The organism is Chryseobacterium sp. 2P (assembly GCF_059579425.1).
The window spans coordinates 3,970,540-3,988,966 of record NZ_CM184194.1; the positions used below are offsets into that span (position 1 = coordinate 3,970,540).

General features: G+C 31.8%; 21 protein-coding genes and 1 tRNA gene. 15 read left to right on the forward strand and 7 right to left on the reverse strand.

Translation table 11 applies throughout. The features are described 5' to 3' along the window. Positions 1-49: 49 nt before the first annotated feature. The 15 genes from AC52CF_RS17995 to AC52CF_RS18065 all read left to right on the forward strand — a co-directional run bounded on the left by AC52CF_RS17995 (position 50) and on the right by AC52CF_RS18065 (position 12,316). Positions 50-988 (forward strand): hypothetical protein, encoded by a 939-nt coding sequence (locus tag AC52CF_RS17995; protein WP_496517528.1) that lies wholly within the window; start codon positions 50-52, stop codon positions 986-988. After that, entirely contained in the window at positions 988-1,872 is an 885-nt protein-coding gene (locus AC52CF_RS18000) for an ATP-grasp domain-containing protein (RefSeq protein ID WP_496517529.1), read from the forward strand. Before AC52CF_RS17995 ends, AC52CF_RS18000 begins: the two co-directional genes overlap by 1 nt. A 2-nt stretch (positions 1,873-1,874) precedes the next feature. Continuing rightward, complete coding sequence (locus tag AC52CF_RS18005; protein ID WP_496517530.1) at positions 1,875-2,078, forward strand: hypothetical protein; 204 nt, start codon at positions 1,875-1,877, stop codon at positions 2,076-2,078. A 1-nt stretch (position 2,079) separates the two neighbouring features. Further along, complete coding sequence (gene gwsS / locus AC52CF_RS18010; RefSeq protein ID WP_496517531.1) at positions 2,080-3,177, forward strand: grasp-with-spasm system SPASM domain peptide maturase; 1,098 nt, start codon at positions 2,080-2,082, stop codon at positions 3,175-3,177. Between the two features lie 120 nt (positions 3,178-3,297). Further along, complete coding sequence (locus AC52CF_RS18015) at positions 3,298-4,335, forward strand: TlpA family protein disulfide reductase (RefSeq protein ID WP_496517532.1); 1,038 nt, start codon at positions 3,298-3,300, stop codon at positions 4,333-4,335. Positions 4,336-4,358: 23 nt separating this feature from the next. Then, positions 4,359-4,724, forward strand: a complete 366-nt coding sequence (locus AC52CF_RS18020) for a TlpA family protein disulfide reductase (RefSeq protein ID WP_496517533.1) — start codon at positions 4,359-4,361, stop codon at positions 4,722-4,724. Beyond that, positions 4,714-5,808, forward strand: coding sequence for a thioredoxin-like domain-containing protein (locus tag AC52CF_RS18025; protein ID WP_496517534.1), 1,095 nt, complete (start codon positions 4,714-4,716; stop codon positions 5,806-5,808). Before AC52CF_RS18020 ends, AC52CF_RS18025 begins: the two co-directional genes overlap by 11 nt. Positions 5,809-5,924: 116 nt before the next feature. Beyond that, positions 5,925-7,445, forward strand: coding sequence for a thioredoxin domain-containing protein (locus AC52CF_RS18030; protein WP_250902087.1), 1,521 nt, complete (start codon positions 5,925-5,927; stop codon positions 7,443-7,445). 104 nt (positions 7,446-7,549) lie between these two features. Further along, a complete protein-coding gene (locus AC52CF_RS18035) occupies positions 7,550-7,711 on the forward strand; it encodes a bacteriocin-like protein (protein WP_214588489.1) in 162 nt (53 codons plus the stop codon). Positions 7,712-7,736: 25 nt separating this feature from the next. Next, complete coding sequence (locus AC52CF_RS18040) at positions 7,737-7,934, forward strand: bacteriocin-like protein (protein ID WP_214588488.1); 198 nt, start codon at positions 7,737-7,739, stop codon at positions 7,932-7,934. 81 nt (positions 7,935-8,015) lie between these two features. After that, entirely contained in the window at positions 8,016-10,208 is a 2,193-nt protein-coding gene (locus AC52CF_RS18045; protein WP_214588487.1) for a peptidase domain-containing ABC transporter, read from the forward strand. Positions 10,209-10,286: 78 nt separating this feature from the next. Further along, positions 10,287-10,457 (forward strand): hypothetical protein, encoded by a 171-nt coding sequence (locus AC52CF_RS18050; RefSeq protein WP_214588486.1) that lies wholly within the window; start codon positions 10,287-10,289, stop codon positions 10,455-10,457. A 28-nt stretch (positions 10,458-10,485) separates the two neighbouring features. Then, positions 10,486-10,716 carry a bacteriocin-like protein gene (locus AC52CF_RS18055; RefSeq protein WP_214588485.1) on the forward strand — a complete coding sequence of 77 codons (231 nt, stop codon included), beginning with the start codon at positions 10,486-10,488 and terminating at the stop codon, positions 10,714-10,716. Between the two features lie 23 nt (positions 10,717-10,739). After that, positions 10,740-10,937 (forward strand): bacteriocin-like protein, encoded by a 198-nt coding sequence (locus AC52CF_RS18060; protein WP_214588484.1) that lies wholly within the window; start codon positions 10,740-10,742, stop codon positions 10,935-10,937. Positions 10,938-11,017: 80 nt separating this feature from the next. Further along, a complete protein-coding gene (locus AC52CF_RS18065; RefSeq protein ID WP_214588483.1) occupies positions 11,018-12,316 on the forward strand; it encodes an HlyD family secretion protein in 1,299 nt (432 codons plus the stop codon). Positions 12,317-12,462: 146 nt separating this feature from the next. Here the strand turns inward: AC52CF_RS18065 and AC52CF_RS18070 are convergent. The 7 genes from AC52CF_RS18070 to greA all read right to left on the reverse strand — a co-directional run bounded on the left by AC52CF_RS18070 (position 12,463) and on the right by greA (position 18,355). Next, positions 12,463-12,536: transfer RNA gene (locus AC52CF_RS18070), tRNA-Met, on the reverse strand. Positions 12,537-12,580: 44 nt separating this feature from the next. Next, positions 12,581-13,867: a TlpA family protein disulfide reductase gene (locus AC52CF_RS18075; RefSeq protein WP_214588482.1), complete on the reverse strand. Its 1,287-nt coding sequence runs from the start codon at positions 13,865-13,867 to the stop codon at positions 12,581-12,583. Between the two features lie 61 nt (positions 13,868-13,928). Continuing rightward, positions 13,929-14,138 carry a signal peptidase gene (locus tag AC52CF_RS18080; RefSeq protein ID WP_214588481.1) on the reverse strand — a complete coding sequence of 70 codons (210 nt, stop codon included), beginning with the start codon at positions 14,136-14,138 and terminating at the stop codon, positions 13,929-13,931. A gap of 6 nt (positions 14,139-14,144) precedes the next feature. Then, positions 14,145-16,112: a T9SS type A sorting domain-containing protein gene (locus AC52CF_RS18085; protein WP_214588480.1), complete on the reverse strand. Its 1,968-nt coding sequence runs from the start codon at positions 16,110-16,112 to the stop codon at positions 14,145-14,147. 77 nt (positions 16,113-16,189) lie between these two features. Continuing rightward, on the reverse strand, positions 16,190-17,377 hold the full coding sequence (gene clpX, locus AC52CF_RS18090; RefSeq protein WP_214588479.1) for an ATP-dependent Clp protease ATP-binding subunit ClpX: 1,188 nt from the start codon (positions 17,375-17,377) through the stop codon (positions 16,190-16,192). 72 nt (positions 17,378-17,449) lie between these two features. Next, positions 17,450-17,839 (reverse strand): HIT family protein, encoded by a 390-nt coding sequence (locus tag AC52CF_RS18095; protein ID WP_214588478.1) that lies wholly within the window; start codon positions 17,837-17,839, stop codon positions 17,450-17,452. A gap of 45 nt (positions 17,840-17,884) precedes the next feature. Beyond that, positions 17,885-18,355, reverse strand: coding sequence for a transcription elongation factor GreA (gene greA, locus AC52CF_RS18100; protein ID WP_076395207.1), 471 nt, complete (start codon positions 18,353-18,355; stop codon positions 17,885-17,887). Positions 18,356-18,427 lie beyond the last annotated feature (72 nt).

Genomic DNA, 18,427 nt, shown 5'->3' on the forward strand with positions numbered 1-18,427 from the left:
TTTGAAATCTAATAACGACCGCCTCTATCAGGCGGTCACTTTTAAAATCATGAAAAATATTATATTTAAAAAAATCTTTTTAGTAATTGCCCTACTATTATTAATTCCCAAATTAATTGCACAAGGAAATTTAAAATATAACACACATGTAAACCGAGCAGAAAATTCTATATTAGAAAAAGACTATGTTTTAGCTTTAATAGAATATAATAACCTAAGTTCTGAATTTAACAATCTTTATGGAAAAGATATATATAACGCATTGATTTGTGCAAATAAAGAAAAAAATTGGGAACAAGTTTTTTTATGGGCCAAATTATTTCTGTCTAAGGGAGCTGAAATAAATTTTTTTAATCAAAAAAAATTTGAAGAACTAAAGAAAACAAATCATTGGAAAAAAATTTTAAAATTAAATATTAAAAACAATATCAATGTTAAATTAAAAAAGAAAATTGATTCGTTAGTAAATATTGATCAAGGAGAATTTGTTCAATTAAAAGAAAAAAATATACCTGACATATATGATTTTACTGCTAATATTGATAAAGTTCTATTCAAATTAGACAAAGAATATAAAGGTATAACAGAAGATAATGTAGGTCTTAATATTACTAATGATACAATTTTTTCATTTTTGCCTACTTATAGTGTGTTACTGAGACACAGTTATCAATCAAAGAGAGAAAACAGTTATTTTAATTATCAGAAGCAAAATTTTAATCTTGAAAAAGATTTATTCTTCACAATTAACAGTTTTGATTTAATGCCAATAATATTGTATAAAAAAGAAACTTACTTTCTAAAAGAAGAATTTTTATCAACTGAAAAAGTTGAGCTATTAAACTATATACAAAAGGCGAAAAAAATATTAAATAAACCAAACTCTGATTTTATATTATATTATCCATGTTCAGAGATTGCTTCTTTTGCAAATAAAGAAAGTGAATTACAATTTAAAACAATTCTTGATAATTTTTATTATAAATAATGAGTATACTTATTGTTTCTGTACAAAATGATTATACAACCAATAAAGTACTGCATTGGTTTCAGTATTATAATATCCCTTTCAAAAGAATAAATATTGATGACACTATTGATATTATAGAAGAATTTGCAAAACTAAATTTTCAAGAATTTACAGGATACTGGTATAGAAGAGGAAATTTAATAAATTTTAATAATCATGATAATATAGATATAGAGATAAAAAAATATTTAAAAGAAAATAATAGAAAGATTATTGAATATTTTGAATATAAAATGATGAAGAAAAAGAATTTAAATTCTTTTTTTAATAGTGATCTAAACAAGTTAATAGTTTTAAAAATAGCAGAAGAATTACAGTTATCAATACCAAAATTTCAGTTATTAAAAAACACTAAATCCATTGATAAGTTTAAGAAAATTTATAAAACAATTAATAAAGATGGAAATATATTTGATTATAAAAATCAATGCGTATTTAATGTTTTAACACAAGAACATAGAGAAAATATAGATTATGATTTTTCTCCTACTCTTTTCCAAGATAAAATAGAAAAAAAACATGAAATAAGAATTTTTTTTATTGATGACAGCTTCTATTGTGCAGCAATATTATCTCAAAGAAACTCAGAAACAAGTATTGATTTCAGAACTATTGGAGAGCAAGAAAGAAATAGAATAATACCTTACTCACTACCTTCAACTATTCAAATAAAATTAAGGCAATTAATGGCAAAATTAAAAATGAACTCAGGAGTAATTGATATGATTGTCACATCTTTAAATGAATATATTTTTTTGGAAGTGAATCCTGTAGGTCATTTTGGTCTAATATCTTATCATTGCAATTATGGAATTGAAAAAAAAAATCGCAAAATTTTATAAAAATGAAAAAAAATAATGAATTTGAAATTTTTGTTACTTTAAATAAAAATAAATTACCATTATATTTTAAAGATTTTCAAAAGTATGATCTGAGAAAAAATATTAAAAATAATTTCATAATAGAAAAAGTTTTTACTAACGATCAATTGCAAACAAAAACATATAAATTAGAAAAATTCTATAAACCCATATGCAGATTTTATTGAAATGACGTATTTTAAGACTTATGAAAATTGTATAATAACATTCGGAATTACAAAATCATTAATTTCAGATCTTCAATTTGGAAACTCAGAATTCATTCCAAACTCAATGGCAGAAATTATTCAAAAGCTGAACAATAACTTATCAATTGAATCACTATTGAAGGAATATGATAAAGATGATATGGATACAATAAAGGAATATCTTCAGTTTTTAGAAAAAAAAAATTTTGGACAATATTGTGATTCTCATGATATATTGTGCTTCTCACCTTTAGAAAAAAAGTTTTACTTTCCTGAAGAAATTTCGAATGTGATAATTGAATGTGGTCAAAATCTGACATTATTATATGATTTTTTATCACAAAATAGTTCTTTTTATTGTAAAAATCTATGCTTAGTTTTTTATGAATGTTTAGAAGAGAAAGATTTTTTGCAACTAAAAGAGATAATAACTGATTCAAACTTTCTTAATCTAGAAATTTTTGTAAAATACAATTCTCATTTAAATGAAGAATTTATTCGTATACTAGGTTTTGAATTTGCTAAACTAAGTAAATTACATATCCATAGTGCACCTTTTAACAAAGAAGTTTTATGGGAAGGTACAAATTTGATTGATATTATTTTCTCCATGCAAATTATTAATACTTTTAAAGCATGTGGTATTGTTAAAATGGAACATTTTGGAGCAAATATTCAAAAATATACAGAATCTTTCAATCACAACTCCTGCCTTCACAAAAAAATCTCCATAGATTCGGAAGGTAACATTAGGAATTGCCCTTCCATGCCACAAAGTTTTGGTAACATTAAAGATACGACTTTAGAAAAAGCATTAGCGCATCCTGATTTCAAAAAATATTGGAATCTCACCAAAGACAAAATAGAAGTCTGCAAAGATTGTGAATTTAGATATATCTGTACAGATTGCAGAGCTTATACAGAAAGAACGCATACAGATGCAGAAGGATTATACATATCAAAACCATTAAAATGTGGTTATAATCCTCATACGGGAGAATGGCAAGAATGGAGTACAAATCCATTAAAAGAAAAAGCAATAAATTATTATAAAATGGAAGAGCTAATTAAGAAATGAGAAATTTAATTATGAAAATTTATAGAACAATTTTCCTTGTGATTATATCAACTATTTTTCGTTCTAACCAGCAGACACAGGCAAATAACCAGTGTCTTAATTTAATTGGAAATCCTAACAGTGGAACTAGATGTTCTTATGATTGTGGTTGCGATGGATATGGACATTAAAAAATATAGGAAGAGTTTATTACTCTTCCTTTTACTTCTATTAGTATTTGTAAATTGTCAAAAAAAGGACACTAAAAATATTAATAAGGTTGAAAATGCATTACGAATAGATACACTGAATTTAATTACAAATGTTTCATTTTATGATACAGGAACATTTGCTCTAAATACTCTTGTAAATCATAGAAATTTCAATTTTTCAATTTCTGGAACTAAAAAAAATGTAAAAGAAAGTAAAGAAATAACACTAACAAAACCAACAGTGTTTGAATCCTATGCTCTGGTTAACGGAAAAACAAGAGTTCAAAGATATTTGGTTTTTAGTAAAAATGATACTTTAACATTTGAATTTCGTAAAAATGGATCCGTTTATACAGGAAATAAGAAAAATGCTATTCTGAATACCTTAATATCGGATAATACTATTTATTCTATTGAAGAACCGGATAATTCTGTTAATTACATACAGTCGCTTAAAAAAAAATATGACAATAATTTAGCTATAATTAAGCAAGATTCTATTAATTATACTGATTTTCAATACAAGGCGATAAATGATTATTTAGAAATATATTTCTACAATAAACTTTTTAATGTAGATTTTTCAAAAATTACAAATCAGAAAGTAATCGAAGAACTAGACAAATACTTTGATATAGTTAATAACAATATTTTAATATTAAACAGACTTAATGCCGTACAAAATAAAAGTTTAATAATAAATTTATTACGGTATATATCATTTAAAAATAAAAATCATCATTTGATTGATAACTTACAATTTCTTGATAAAAAATTATTTAAAACAGAGGCTTTAGATGGTTTTCTTTTGGATTACATGGAAAATGATAATACTTTAAGTAAGAATGATATTGATATTATGAAAAAGTATATCCGAGAAAGCAGCCTCAAAAAAGCCACTGAGAAAAGCAAAGGGAAAGTTCTGTCTAAAAATATACTAACTCCACTATTAAAGATGCAAAACTAAACGAAGTTGCCATTAAAAATATATTGTCAGTAAAAAATGAAAAATTAATTTTAGTGGACTTATGGGCTACATGGTGTGTGCCATGTCTTAAAGAAATACCTAATTGGAAAATAGCACAAAAAAAATATAGTGATAAAATAAAATTTATCCGTATTAGTATAGATAACGATCAAAAAAAATGGAGCGTGTTCCTAAAAAAGGATATAAATGATGAGTCCAATTATATTATCAGCAACTCTAGTCATCCTTTTATAAAATACTTTGAAATCAGCTCAATTCCAAGGTTTCTTTTATTCAATAATAAGTTTGAGGTAATTTCAGATGACTTTGACAGACCAAGTGACAATAATTTTGACATTAAGCTTAAAGCAATTTTAGATGAAAATTAATTCTATAATAACGTTTATTTTCTTTCTATCGTTACTATCATGTGAAAAACATGCAAAAACAACCATAATCAAAGGTAATATTCCTAATTTACCAGATGGAACATTATATATATTCAAAGAATCCATGCTAAATAAATTAGATAGCATACCTACATCTAATGGGAAATTTGAGTTAAAATATAAGAACCAATCAAATATTCCAGAATATATTGGAATATTTCACATTGATAAAAAAAACGTGAAACGAGTTTTCGGGTTTCCAACTAATGTTCCTAAATGGGGATCTTCTGTTTTTATGACTGATCCTTTAATTGAAGTTTACGGAAGTATTGTAGAATATAAGCCTACCAATATAATGCCTCCTAAAGATGTCATATTTGTTTACAGCCCAAAATTAAAAATAGGAGAACAAACAACTGCTTTTTTTAATTCGGGTGATCCCATATTTAATTTTGATGATGCAACCCCACCAATCATTAATATTATAGAAAATAAAGTAAAACAATACCCATTTTCATATTATTTATTAGATAAAATTAATGAGAATAAAAATAGTTTTGCTCCAGAACAGGTTGACAAATTTTTAAAACTCTTCAAAGGAGAAATTACTCAAAGTACAACTTTTAAAAATTTATCCGCCTACAACAAAAAAAGATACACCGAGAAAAATACATCGCTTCCATCATTGGAAAATATCAGCGGTGAGAAATCTGCTATTTTGGATTCAAAATATAAAAAGCATCTGGTTGTTTTCTGGGCAAGTTGGTGCGGACCTTGCAGAGAGGAAATCCCTCTTTTGAAAAAAATGTACAGTAAAAAAGATGAATCATTAGAATTTATTTCCATCTCAATTGATGAAGATAAAAATGCTTGGAAAAAAGCGCTCAATGAAGAAAAAATGGATTGGAAGCAATTCATCATCAATGGAAAAGATCCAAACTACGAAAAAATTCAGATGCATTTCAGATTAAATGGTGCGATTCCATATACTGTTCTTCTTGATAACAATTCTAAGATTTTAAAATCTACTGTCGGTCTATCCTCAGAGAAAGATTTGCTGGATTTTATCAATGATAAGAAGTAAAAAGATTCAAATTCATTATAAAATCGAATATAATATACTCACAAGCAATAAAATAAACATAAATCACGTTAAAATGAAAAAAGTATTTGTTTTTTTCAAACATCTGCTTATTTTTAATGAAAAATATTAATATGCTATTGGACAAACTCATTAACTATCTAAAACTCGACAAACAGGAGTTCCTTTTTCAGTTCAACTCACACCCAAATTATCCTTCTGCTCTGGCTTTCAGCGACACGTTAAATTTCATGGGCGTACGTAATGATGCTTACGAATTAGATAAAGAATATTGGGATGAACTTCCTGAAGAGTTTATTACGATAGTAGATAATTCGTTTTCGCTTGTTAAAAAAAACGGCACACAATATTCTATTTACTCAGATAAAGCAAAGACGTTAAATAAAGAAGAACTGCATAAAAAATCGACAGACTTTGTTTTACTTTTTGAAAAAGATAAAGTGGAGCAAAAAACCGTGACGAGCTATAAACCTTTTATTTATGCTATTTTTGCGGTCGTTCTAATTTATTCCGCAATTAATTTAGCATGGTATGAAGCAGTGTTCAACGTTTTATCGCTGGTTGGAGTTTATATTTCTTTAGAACTTTTTAACCAGAAATTTGGAAATACTTCTACCGTTATCGGAAGTATTTGTGGCGATACCGCAGGAAATCAGGCTGTAAATTCATGCAACAAAATCATTACTCAGGATAAAACAAGTATTTTAGGGCTTAAGTTTTCAGATTTTTCTCTGATCTATTTTGTCGGTCTTACTATTTTAGGATTATTTCTTCCTGTAACTTCACTTCTTATTAAAGGTTTTACATTTGCTTCTGTTATTGCAATCGGCTATTCATTGTATGTTCAGGGCTTTGTTGAAAAAACTTTCTGCCGTGTATGTCTTTTAATTATTTCTGTTTTAACAGCTCAGATCTTAATCAGTGTTTTACTTTTTCCGCTTATATCATTTGATCTGAAAACAGCTTTGCTTGGTATTATTTTGTGGATTGCTTTGTTTTCAATGGTGTTATACCTGAACAACACGCTTGAAGAAAAAGAAACACTACAAAAATCAAACGCAAAAAATTTAAGATTCAAAAGAAATTATGAACTTTTCAAAAGAGAACTTTTAGAAAACGAAAAAGTAACATTTTCTGATAATGAGACATTTTTTGTAGGAAGTAAAGATGCCAAACTGCACTTATCGATTGTTTCAAATCCATACTGTGGATTTTGTAAAGATGCTCACAAAATTGTAGAGAATTTACTTACAAAATATCCAAATGATATTTCTGTACAAATGAGATTTAATTATTCTCCGGATAAACAGAATGAGAAATTCACCAATCTGATTTCAGATTTCATGTATACCTACAGAAACAAATCATCGCATGAGTTTCTGCATCTTATAGAATATTGGTTTGAAAATAAAGATGAAAACAAAGTAAGACAAAAAGCAGGAATTACTTCCACTCAGGAAGACCTGGCTCCGCTTGTAGAAATGTCTGAAGAAAACAGAAATGCAGGATTAAATTTTACACCAATCATTTTGATCAACGGCTATCAGTTTCCGGATAAATATGATCGTGAAGATATTTACTATTTTATTGATGAATTATCTGAAGACGAAGAAATATAATTAATAATTAATTTTCGTAATACAAAATTCACTAATTTAGGAAAAATTTAAAGCGGAATCCGAAAAGCTTAAAAAGAGTAGGAAATCTACAAATTATTAATACTATGAAAAATCTAAAGAAACTTTCAAGAGAAAATCTTAAATCTGTAAAAGGAGGATATACACAAGAACATACAAAGTTTTGTAACTCCAGAGGGCTTACTCCATGTTTAAGCGGAACTGATGACTTTGGATGTCGTGTTGACGGGCAATGCGTCACTTTTTAAAAAATCAATTAAAATATAAAATATTATGAAAAATCTAAAAAAACTTTCAAGAGAAAATTTAAAATCCGTAAAAGGAGGTGTAAAAGAAGGGTGTCCTGGACCAAAATCACCATATTATCGTCCATATGCTACACAAGCAGAGTGTGAAGCAGCCACAGGAAAAACCTGCTCATATTCAGAAGATAGTTATTGCTTTCCTGCCGGATGGAATGCTGATCTTTAAAAATTAAAAATTTAATTTTTTGAAAGAAAATAGTTGTCGTCTTACCGGCGGCAACTTATTTATAAATAAAAACGTCAATCATTGAAATCTTTTCCTTTCTATCGCCAACCAGATTCTAAAGACTGCGGTCCTACCTGCCTTCGTATTGTAAGCAAACATTATGGCAAAAGTATATCTTTACAACAAATCCGTAACCTCTCTGAAACAACAAGGGAAGGAAGCAGTTTACTTGGATTGAGTGATGCGGCGGAAGACCTTGGTTTCCGCTCTTTGGGAGTTCAGATTAATTTCGAATCTTTAGCGGAGGAAGTTCCTCTTCCGTGTATTGTCCACTGGAATAAAAATCACTTCGTGGTTGTTTATAAAATAGACAAAAACAACAAAGTTTATGTTTCCGATCCGGGCTATGGACTGATTACTTATACCAGAGAAGAATTCATCAAGTTATGGATCGGTGAAAATGCCAATGAAAAAACAGAAGAAGGCATTGTTCTTATTTTAGAAACAACTCCTGCTTTTTTTCAGACAGAATTTGATGATCAGGAAAGTAAAGCCAGTTTTTCTTTTCTTTCAAAATATGTATTAAAGTATAAATCGCTGGTTATCCAGCTCGCAGTAGGTCTTTTGGCAGGAAGTTTACTTTCTCTGATTTTCCCTTTCCTTACCCAGAGTATTGTCGATGTTGGTATTCAGAATCAGGATCTTAATTTCATTTATCTTGTTCTTTTAGCACAGGTGATGCTTTTTATGGGAAGAATGGGAATTGAAATGATTCGAAGCTGGATTTTGCTTCATCTTTCAGCAAGGATTAATATTTCTATTATTTCCGATTTCTTTATCAAACTCATGAAGCTTCCGATCAGTTTCTTCGATACAAGAATGACGGGAGATATCATGCAGAGAATTAATGACCATCACAGAATCGAGCAGCTTCTCACAAGTTCTTCGCTGAACACTCTGTTTTCATTAGTCAATCTTATTATTTTCAGTATTGTACTGTTATTTTATGATTATAGGCTGTTTATCGTTTATCTTATCGGAGCAGCGGCTTACATCGGATGGATCAGTTTTTTCCTGAGCAAAAGAAAAGAACTCGATTACAAAAGATTTTCACAGGTTTCTCAGGAACAGAGTAAAGTGATTGAGCTGATCAACGGGATGCAGGAAATTAAAATGCATAATGCCGAGAAACAGAAAAGATGGGACTGGGAATTTCTTCAGGTTAAATTATTCAAGCTGAGAATAAAGTCTTTGTCTTTAGAACAATGGCAGTCCGTAGGAGGAAACTTCATTAATCAGATGAAAGATATTTTTGTGAGTTTCCTTTCTGCAAAATTAGTGCTTGACGGAAATCTTACCTTAGGTATGATGCTTTCTGTTCAGTATATCATCGGGCAGTTAAACAGTCCATTGCTTCAGCTGATCGATTTCATTAAACAATTTCAGGATGCTAAAATTTCTTTGGAAAGATTGGGTGAAATTCATGATAAGGATGATGAGGAGAATAAGGAAGAGCAATATTCCCACGAAATTCCGGAGAAAGACATTCTGGTGGAAAATGTTTCATTCAGATACACAGGTTCAGATGTTCCCGTGTTTGAAAATCTTACACTCAGCATTCCCTTTCAGAAAACGACGGCCATTGTTGGAGCCAGCGGAAGTGGAAAAACAACGCTTTTAAAACTTTTAATGAAATTCTACGAACCTTCTCAGGGAGAAATTCGATTGGGGAATACAAAACTTAACAATATTTCTCCGAGATTCTGGAGAGACCATTGCGGAGTGGTGATGCAGGAAGGCTATGTTTTTAATGATACTATTGCCAATAATATTGCTGTTGGGGAAGATTATGTAGATAAGCAAAAATTGAGGAGATCCGTAGAAATTGCCAACATTAAAGAATTCATAGAAGAGTTACCTTTAAGCTACAACACAAAAATCGGAAATGAAGGTTTGGGAGTAAGTGGCGGACAAAAGCAGAGACTTTTCATTGCAAGAGCGGTTTATAAATCTCCTGATTATATTTTATTCGATGAAGCAACTTCGGCTTTGGATGCAAACAATGAAAAAGTAATCATGGAAAATCTCGAACAGTTCTTCAAAGGAAAAACAGCTGTTGTTATCGCCCATAGACTTTCCACCGTAAAACATGCCGATAAAATCATTGTTTTAGATAAAGGAAAAGTGGTGGAAGAAGGAAACCATGCAGAATTGGTTGCTCTGAGAGGAGAATATTACCGATTAGTGAAGAATCAGTTAGAACTTGGAAATTAAATTTTAGGTATACAGCGAAATCCGAAAAGCTTACAGAGTAGGAGTAAATAACAAAAATCAATTTATTTTATGAAAAACATGAAGAAGTTAACAAGAGAGCATCTTAAAAATGTAAAAGGAGCTGGTGGTCCCACATATCCGGACGACTCTATTTATTATTGCCACTGTGGCGGAACCGGATGGTATATTGTAGAGGAAAAATCATGTATGGATATTAACGGGAATTATTATCCGCCGATTTGCCAATAATTCAATTTAAATCACATTCAAAATTACTATGAAAAATCTAAAAAAATTAACACGTAAAGATCTAAAAAATCTGAAAGGAAGCGGAGGTGGATTTTCGGGTGAAGGTTTAGGCGGTAGAGATTGTGGAGATTATTTCCCACAAGATCCTCCGATGCCGGGAGAGCCTTATAACTGCGGATGCAATTATCTTGCGTGGTGCGAAAAAATGTCTGCCTGTGTACACATGAACTTTTATAGTGCAGAAAATTGTCATCTTTAATACAAATTAAAACAAATTTTATTATGAAAAATCTGAAAAAATTAACAAGAAAAGATTTAAAAGATCTAAAAGGTGGAGGATTAAATGATTGCGGAGCATATTTCCCGCCAGAACCACCACTTCCGGGAGAACCGTATGATTGTGGCTGCAACCTTATGTGGTGCGCAAAAAGAAGTGCATGTATTCATCAGAATATGTACTCTCCGCAAATCTGCGAATAATTTGAAAATTTTAGATTTCAACTTAAATCTAATGTATAACAATAGCAATCTTCTTAACGGAAGATTGCTTATATTAAAGTATGGAAAAAGACATTTTAGATAATATTGAGCTTCGTTCTGAAAGTGTTCAGGATATTCTTACCCAGCCTCCTCATTGGATGATCCGATGGGGAAATACCATTATATTTTTAATATTGGTACTGATACTAATCATGAGTTATATTATAAAATATCCGGAATTCATTCCTGCGCCAATTATTGTGACTTCACAAAATCCACCTGAAAAATTAGAAGCCAGAACCAATTCTAAAATCGAAAAAATATTCATCAAAGATCATCAGGAAGTTAAAAAAGATCAGGTATTGATGGTCATGCAGTCTTCTGCAAACTACAAAGATGTTCTTGCATTAAAAAAAATAATCGATTCTTTATCTCCGGATCAACTATCATCGTTTCCACTAACCGAAACCTCCCATTTCAAACTGGGAGAACTTCAGGGAGATTATAATGGTTTTGCAAAAGCATTTCAGGATGAAGCCTTATTTACAAGATTGCAGCCATATGCGCCGGAAAATCTAGCCGCCAATCAAAGCCTATCCGAATACAGGGTAAGAATTGCTACTACCAAACAGCAAAAAAATCTTGAGCAGGCTAAATATGAGCTAACCAAAAAAAACTACATCCGTTCTCAGGAATTATTCAACCAGGGAGTTATCTCTTCCATGGAACTTGAAAATGAAAAAATAAAATACATACAGGCGCAACAGAATTTAGAAAACATCAATATTTCTCTTTCACAGATGGAAGAAGGAATTTCTAATTTAAATAAAACAAAAAGCGGAACTGCCATTAATACAGAGAAAGACAAGATCACCTACTCTACCCAGACTTTACAGTTGTTTGAACAGTTGAGAAAATCCCTGAAACAATGGGAACAAAACTATCTTCTTATTTCGAATACAGACGGTATTGCAAGTTTTCAGCAGTTTTTCGGCGAAAACCAGTTTATTAAAGCCGGAGATGCCGTTCTCTCCATTCTTCCTAAAAACAGGGAAAGATTAGTCGGCAGAATGTCTGTTCCGGCTACCAACTCAGGTAAGATTGCTTCGGGTGAAAAGGTTTTAATTAAGCTCGATAATTACCGTTATCAGGAATATGGAATCGTGGAAGGAAAAGTGCAGAATATCTCTCTTTCTCCCGATAAAGAAGGAAATTATTATGTAGATGTACTTCTCCCGAAAGGATTAAAGACCAGTTATAACAAAAATTTAGTTTTTGATAAAGAGTTAAAAGGAAATGCCGAGATTGTCACTCAGGATTTGAGGTTAATCGAACGCTTTTTCTATCAAATGAGAAAATTGCTAGGATATCAAAGCTAATACAGAATATAGAAACCGAAACGTAGTTGTTTCGGTTTATTTTTGCAGTCAGTTATATACAACTGGCTTTTTTTTATAGATAAAAAAGTTCGACAATCATAAAATAAAAAGGTTTCAGAAATATCATGAAACCTTTTATTCATCTGTAGCGAAGACGGGAATTGAACCCGTGACCTCAGGGTTATGAATCCTGCGCTCTAACCAACTGAGCTACCTCGCCGTTTTGGTGGTGCAAATATACAAAAATATTCACTACCTCCAAATTTATTTTAACTTAAAATATTCCAAAACATCACCAACATGCTCTGGTTTACTGATTATCTTATTGTTAGCATCTAAAATAAAATATGTCGGAGTTGCATGAACATTATATGTATCTACATAACTGCTGTTCCATCCTTTCAATTCGGAGTCATTTATCCATGGAAATGCTGCAATCTTTTTAGAATAAGAATCTTTATCTACATCCAGAGACAAACCTACAACCTGAACGTTTTTAGTCTTTAAATCGTTATATTTAGCCAATAATTGAGGAAGTTCACTCTCACAGTGAGAACATGTGGAAGACCAGAAAATAACGACCTTTTTATCAGCCTTTACATCCTGTAAAGATTTAGCGGTAGTATTTACGGGTGAATTGAACTTATAATTAGGGAAAACTGCTCCCATCTCAACATTTGCGTTAGATTTCAAAGTTGAAGCCAGTCTGTCTGTTATGGTGCATTTAAGATTTTTAGCCAGATTGAGATATTTATCCTTGAAATCCTGCATATCATACACATCAAAAATATCAATTAACTCAGAAAGCACGGTCTGCCCGCGAGGAGTTTCTACTTTTAATCTGTCTAAAAGTTTATCTACAGATGCAGTAACATTGGTATTTCCACCTGAATTCAGATAACTTACTAAAACCGGTCTAAGTAATGAGGAAGTTTCCAGCATATCATTAGACTTATCTAAAAAATTAATGATTTCGTCCTGAGCAACTTTTTTAGATGCATCATTAGACAAAAATTTGCTGTAATTTGTATTATAGTAATAAATGAATGGATGCTGTGTCTGATCTATTCCCGAAGAATTTCCCGAAAGTCTGTTTATTTCAGTCTTTAATGCCTTTCCAAACTCTGTATTGTCTTTATAATATTCTTTGATCTGAGCTAAAGCAGGCAGAATAAGTTCCTTTTTTTGTGAACCTTCCTGAAGTTTACTCATAAGATCATTCGCTTCATCAAGATAAACAATATCTTTTATTTTATTAGCCTGCGTTTCAAGCTTAACACTTACATTTTTATTTTCTGAAATGAAATTGAAAGTATTATTGGAGTTGGGAAAATAAACTTTCATCATTCCCATATAATTTTTGGGATATTTAAAAGTCCATACATTATTTTTACTTTGTTCTTTGGTTACAATAATATCCTTAGAACCATTTAAAGTATATAAAATTGCGTCTTGATCTTTAAAATCGGCAGGAGCCTGAATGGAGACAGTAAACTGAGCCTGTAATGAAAATGCAGCTGCTAAAGCTGATATTGTAAAAATTTTTTTCATAACGTAAAAATAAAAAAACTCTCTGAGTAATCAGAGAGTTTAATATTATTTTAATAAAATTTTATGCTTTCTTAGCTGTATATCTTCTAGTAAAAAATGCTATAAATAAAACAGCAATAATTCCTAATGCATACACATACATGTCTATTGGCGAAGCAGTAGCACCCGGTCCTACTGTACCACTACCTCCTGTTGGATTAGGAGGCTGCGCCATGACAAACATTGCAGCAAACAGAAAAAAGATAGACACTAGTTTATTAATAGTTTTCATATTCAATTATTTTAAGATTTTCGTGTTAACAATATCTCCTTTATCCGAAACAATTTTAACCACGTAAGAATTTTTGATTTGCTGATCTAATTCAATCACAAAATCTCTGGTTGTTTCCACCGCCTTTTTAGAGATTACTAATTTACCACTCATATCATAAACTTCGATATCTGCTTTTTTCCAGTTTGGATCGAATCTAACAATGTAGTTCGTGATTGCAGGATTGTAAATAACAACAGTTCTGGATGGAGATTTCGTTTCGGTTGTTGCTAAAACTACATTTGGTTCTCCATAGTAAAGGTCATACTCTGCGTTTGTAGCGCTAGTAACGCCTCCTTGTATTGCTTGTTGTAAAGTACCATTAGCAGCTTTATAGTAGAAACCAATTCCGGTAGATAAGGCATGAGTTCCATCAGCTACTAGCTGTGCATTTTCTCTAATTTCAAACTTATAAGACTTAATCGTATTAAGGTCGTAATTTACTAACTTAATATTCTTGCCTTTGAAATTAAATTCGTTTGCCTCGTTTATATAAAGCCAGTACTGACCTGTATAGTTATTATCATATCCTCCGTTAACATCTTCTTCAAATGTTCCTAAAATAGCACCGGAAGACAAAGTAACCTGAGTTAATGCATTGGTAGAATGCCCAGTTGTACCGTTAGGATAAACCACGTAGTAAGTACGTGCTACCTCATTTCCATTTGCATCAAGACCAATCACACCTAATTGTTTTACTGTTCCGCTGCTGTTCTTGTTGGCTGCAACGCTATAGTTTGTACTTGCAGCTCTCGAATAGTAATTAAACCTTCTAAGATTAGCAAAATTGAAAGTATCTGCGCTAGTATTGTCCAATAGCTTAATTACAAATGTTCCCATAGGTCTTACCACAGTGTAATCTACATCACCTGTAGGAACTCCTGATGGATATGTAATAAATTTATATGAACTGGAACCTGTACCACCTGAACCACCTGTAGAACTCGCAGTCTGTACTCCCGACACTTCTAGTCTTACCCCCTGAATTTTTGTAAGATTTATTCCGTCTCCCACTGTAGCACCTTCGTTAACTGCAATTTGAGACAAATCTATATTAGTAAGGAACGGATTGGAAAACTGATAAATATTTCTTCCGTAGTTACCCTGCCAAGCAGTACCACCGCTCCCAATATGGAAACCATCCTGAAGATATGTATAATATTTTTCGTTATACATATTCGTAGCACTTCCTCCGGTACCAAAATTAATACCGTTACCCGCGTTTTGTAAAGTAACCGTAGTTCCAATATCCGTTAAAGGTCTACCTTTAAGTGTTCTTGTCGTATTGCTTACATCCAATCCCAATCCGCCAAGCATATAATATGCTGTTCCCGGATTCGCAACACCAAGTTTTGTAGTTATATCTACATTCATTGAAACTACTGTTGGATTGCTGTATGCAAGAATCTCGTTTTTAGAATATCGAGCATTGGTAAATGTTTTACCTAATTCTGCGCTAAGAGTAGAAGCAGTTTTGTCATAAAACGGTAAACCGATCTGTTGATAAGTTCCATGATTTACGGCTCTATATTCCTGATCCACAATACCCGTAATATTGGTTTGAGGAATACCGGAAATAAAAAGCTGTCCGTAAGTATAGGCCGGTGTAGCAGAAGAACTGTTCGTATTATAAGTTGCATAAGCGGTAGGCTCATTAAGCTTATTAACAAAATTACCGCCACCATTTGCCTCAGTTTTATTTACATTTGAAGCATCAATAGTTTTAAAAGAATCAGTAGATGTCCCGTCAACCATAAAGTTACCGTGATTTTCTACAATTCCAGATCCCTTCATCTGTAGGCCACCGCCACTGTAAACAAGTGTACCTTTACTTACATACGTAGTAGCAGCATCATCTACGTGTACTAGAACATTCTGCGCCTGAACAGAATTAATAGCTGCTAATAAACCAATAGCAAATAAACTTTTTCTCATTGTATATAAATATTTGTGTGTTAATACAATATCTCAAATGCAAAGTTATGTTTTTTTTACTAAAAAACAAAAATATTTTATGTATTAACAAAAATATTATCTTCCGTTAATATTATTTCTTTTTCTTCCCCTATAGAAAACATATAATCCTCAAGCACTTTTTCCGTAGTTCCTCTCAGCCCTCTTGCTCCTAAACCTTTTTCAATAGTTTCTTCAACAATTTTTTCAATGGCTCCGTCTGTAAATTTCAGATCTGTTCCGTCCATTTTAAAAAGCTCAATAAACTGGTTCACAATAGAATTTTTAGGTTCTTTCATAATTCTTACCATGGTTTCTTTCGTAAGTTTATCCAGGTAAGTAATGATCGGGAATCTTCCCAAAAGCTCAGGAATTAATCCGAAAGACCGAAGGTCAATGGCATTAATATTCGTTAATATATACTCGTCTTCATCCGTTTTATTGATTTTTTCTGAACTGAAACCAATTGCCTGTTTGTTCATTCTTCTTTCGATGATCTCTTTGATCCCGTCGAAGGCTCCACCCGCGATAAACAAAATATTCTGTGTATTTACCTGAATATATTTCTGATCGGGATGTTTTCTTCCTCCCTGTGGCGGAACATTTACGATACTTCCTTCCAGTAATTTAAGTAATCCCTGTTGAACTCCTTCTCCGGAAACGTCTCTTGTAATACTCGGATTATCAGATTTTCTGGCGATTTTATCAATTTCATCAATAAAAACAATTCCTTTTTCCGCTTTTTCCACATCATAATCGGCAACCATTAAAAGCCTTGAAAGGATACTTTCCACATCTTCGCCTACATAACCGGCTTCCGTTAAAATCGTAGCATCCACGATACAGAAAGGAACATTCAGTTCTCTGGCAATAGTTTTTGCCAGTAATGTTTTTCCGGTTCCAGTTTCACCAATCATGATGATGTTCGATTTTTCCAGCTCTACTTCTCTGTTTTCGTCCTGAGCGTGAAGTAATCTTTTGTAGTGATTGTACACGGCAATCGACAATTGCTTTTTTGCCTGATCCTGCCCGATTACGTACTGATCGAGAAATTCTTTAATCTCTTTCGGTTTCTTAAGTTCGTTTATATTTTCTGCCGGAGCATATCCTGATTTTGAACTGCTGTCCTTCACGATTGCATGAGCCTGCTCGATACAATTCTCGCAAATAAAGCCGTTTTGACCTGAAATCAGCATCTGCACTTCATTTCTCTTTCTTCCGCAGAAAGAACATTGGTTTGAATTCATTTTTTAGATCTAAATATATAAGGTATAGATTAAAGAAACTCGTAAAAATCTGCTTTACGAGTTCCTTTATTTTTAAGAATTAATTATTGAGTTCTGAATTTCGGTATATTCTTCACCCGTAAGTTTTAATCGCTCATTTTTAAAATTCATATCTTCCACAGTATTGAGCGGGATAAGATGAATATGTGCATGAGGAACTTCTAATCCTACAACAGCCACCCCAACTCTCACACAAGGTATTGCTTTTTTAATTTTTTTGGCAACTTCCTGAGAAAAACCCCAAAGGTTTTTGTATTCTTCGCTGTCCAGATCAAAAATTAAATCAACTTCTTTCTTGGGAACAACCAATGTGTGTCCTTTTACTAAAGGCATTGCATCCAGAAACGCAATAAAGTTTTCATCTTCGGCAATTTTATAAGAGGGAATATCGCCATTGATGATTTTTGTGAATATTGTGCTCATTTTAATTTAAAAATGTTAAAGATTAGAAAATTAAACAACAGTTATTTACAGGGTAATATCCAATACTTCAAAAGAAAGTTTGTTTCCGTTTGGTAACGTGATATCTGCGGTTTCTCCTACCGCTTTTCCAAGCAGTCCTTTTGCAATCGGCGTGTTTACTGAGATCTTTCCGGATTTCAGGTCGCTTTCGTTATCCGGAACCAAAGTAAATACCTGCTCCTGATTGGTTGCATTATTTTTAAGTCTTACCGTTGTAAGAATTGAAACTTTTGAAGTATCCAGCTGACTTTCGTCTATGATTTTTGAAGTGGAGATCACATCTTTCAGCTTAGAAATCCTCATTTCAAGCATTCCCTGAGCTTCTTTTGCCGCATCATATTCTGCATTTTCCGACAAATCTCCTTTGTCTCTTGCTTCTGCGATCTGCTGAGTAATTTTTGGTCTCTCTACAGTTTCCAACTGTTCCAGCTCAGCTTTCATTTTCTCTAATCCCTCCTTTGTAACATAGCTTGCCATAATTTTCAAAATTTAGTTTTAGTATAAAAAAATAATCCGACATTTGCCGGACAATGTTTTCGTGTAATAATC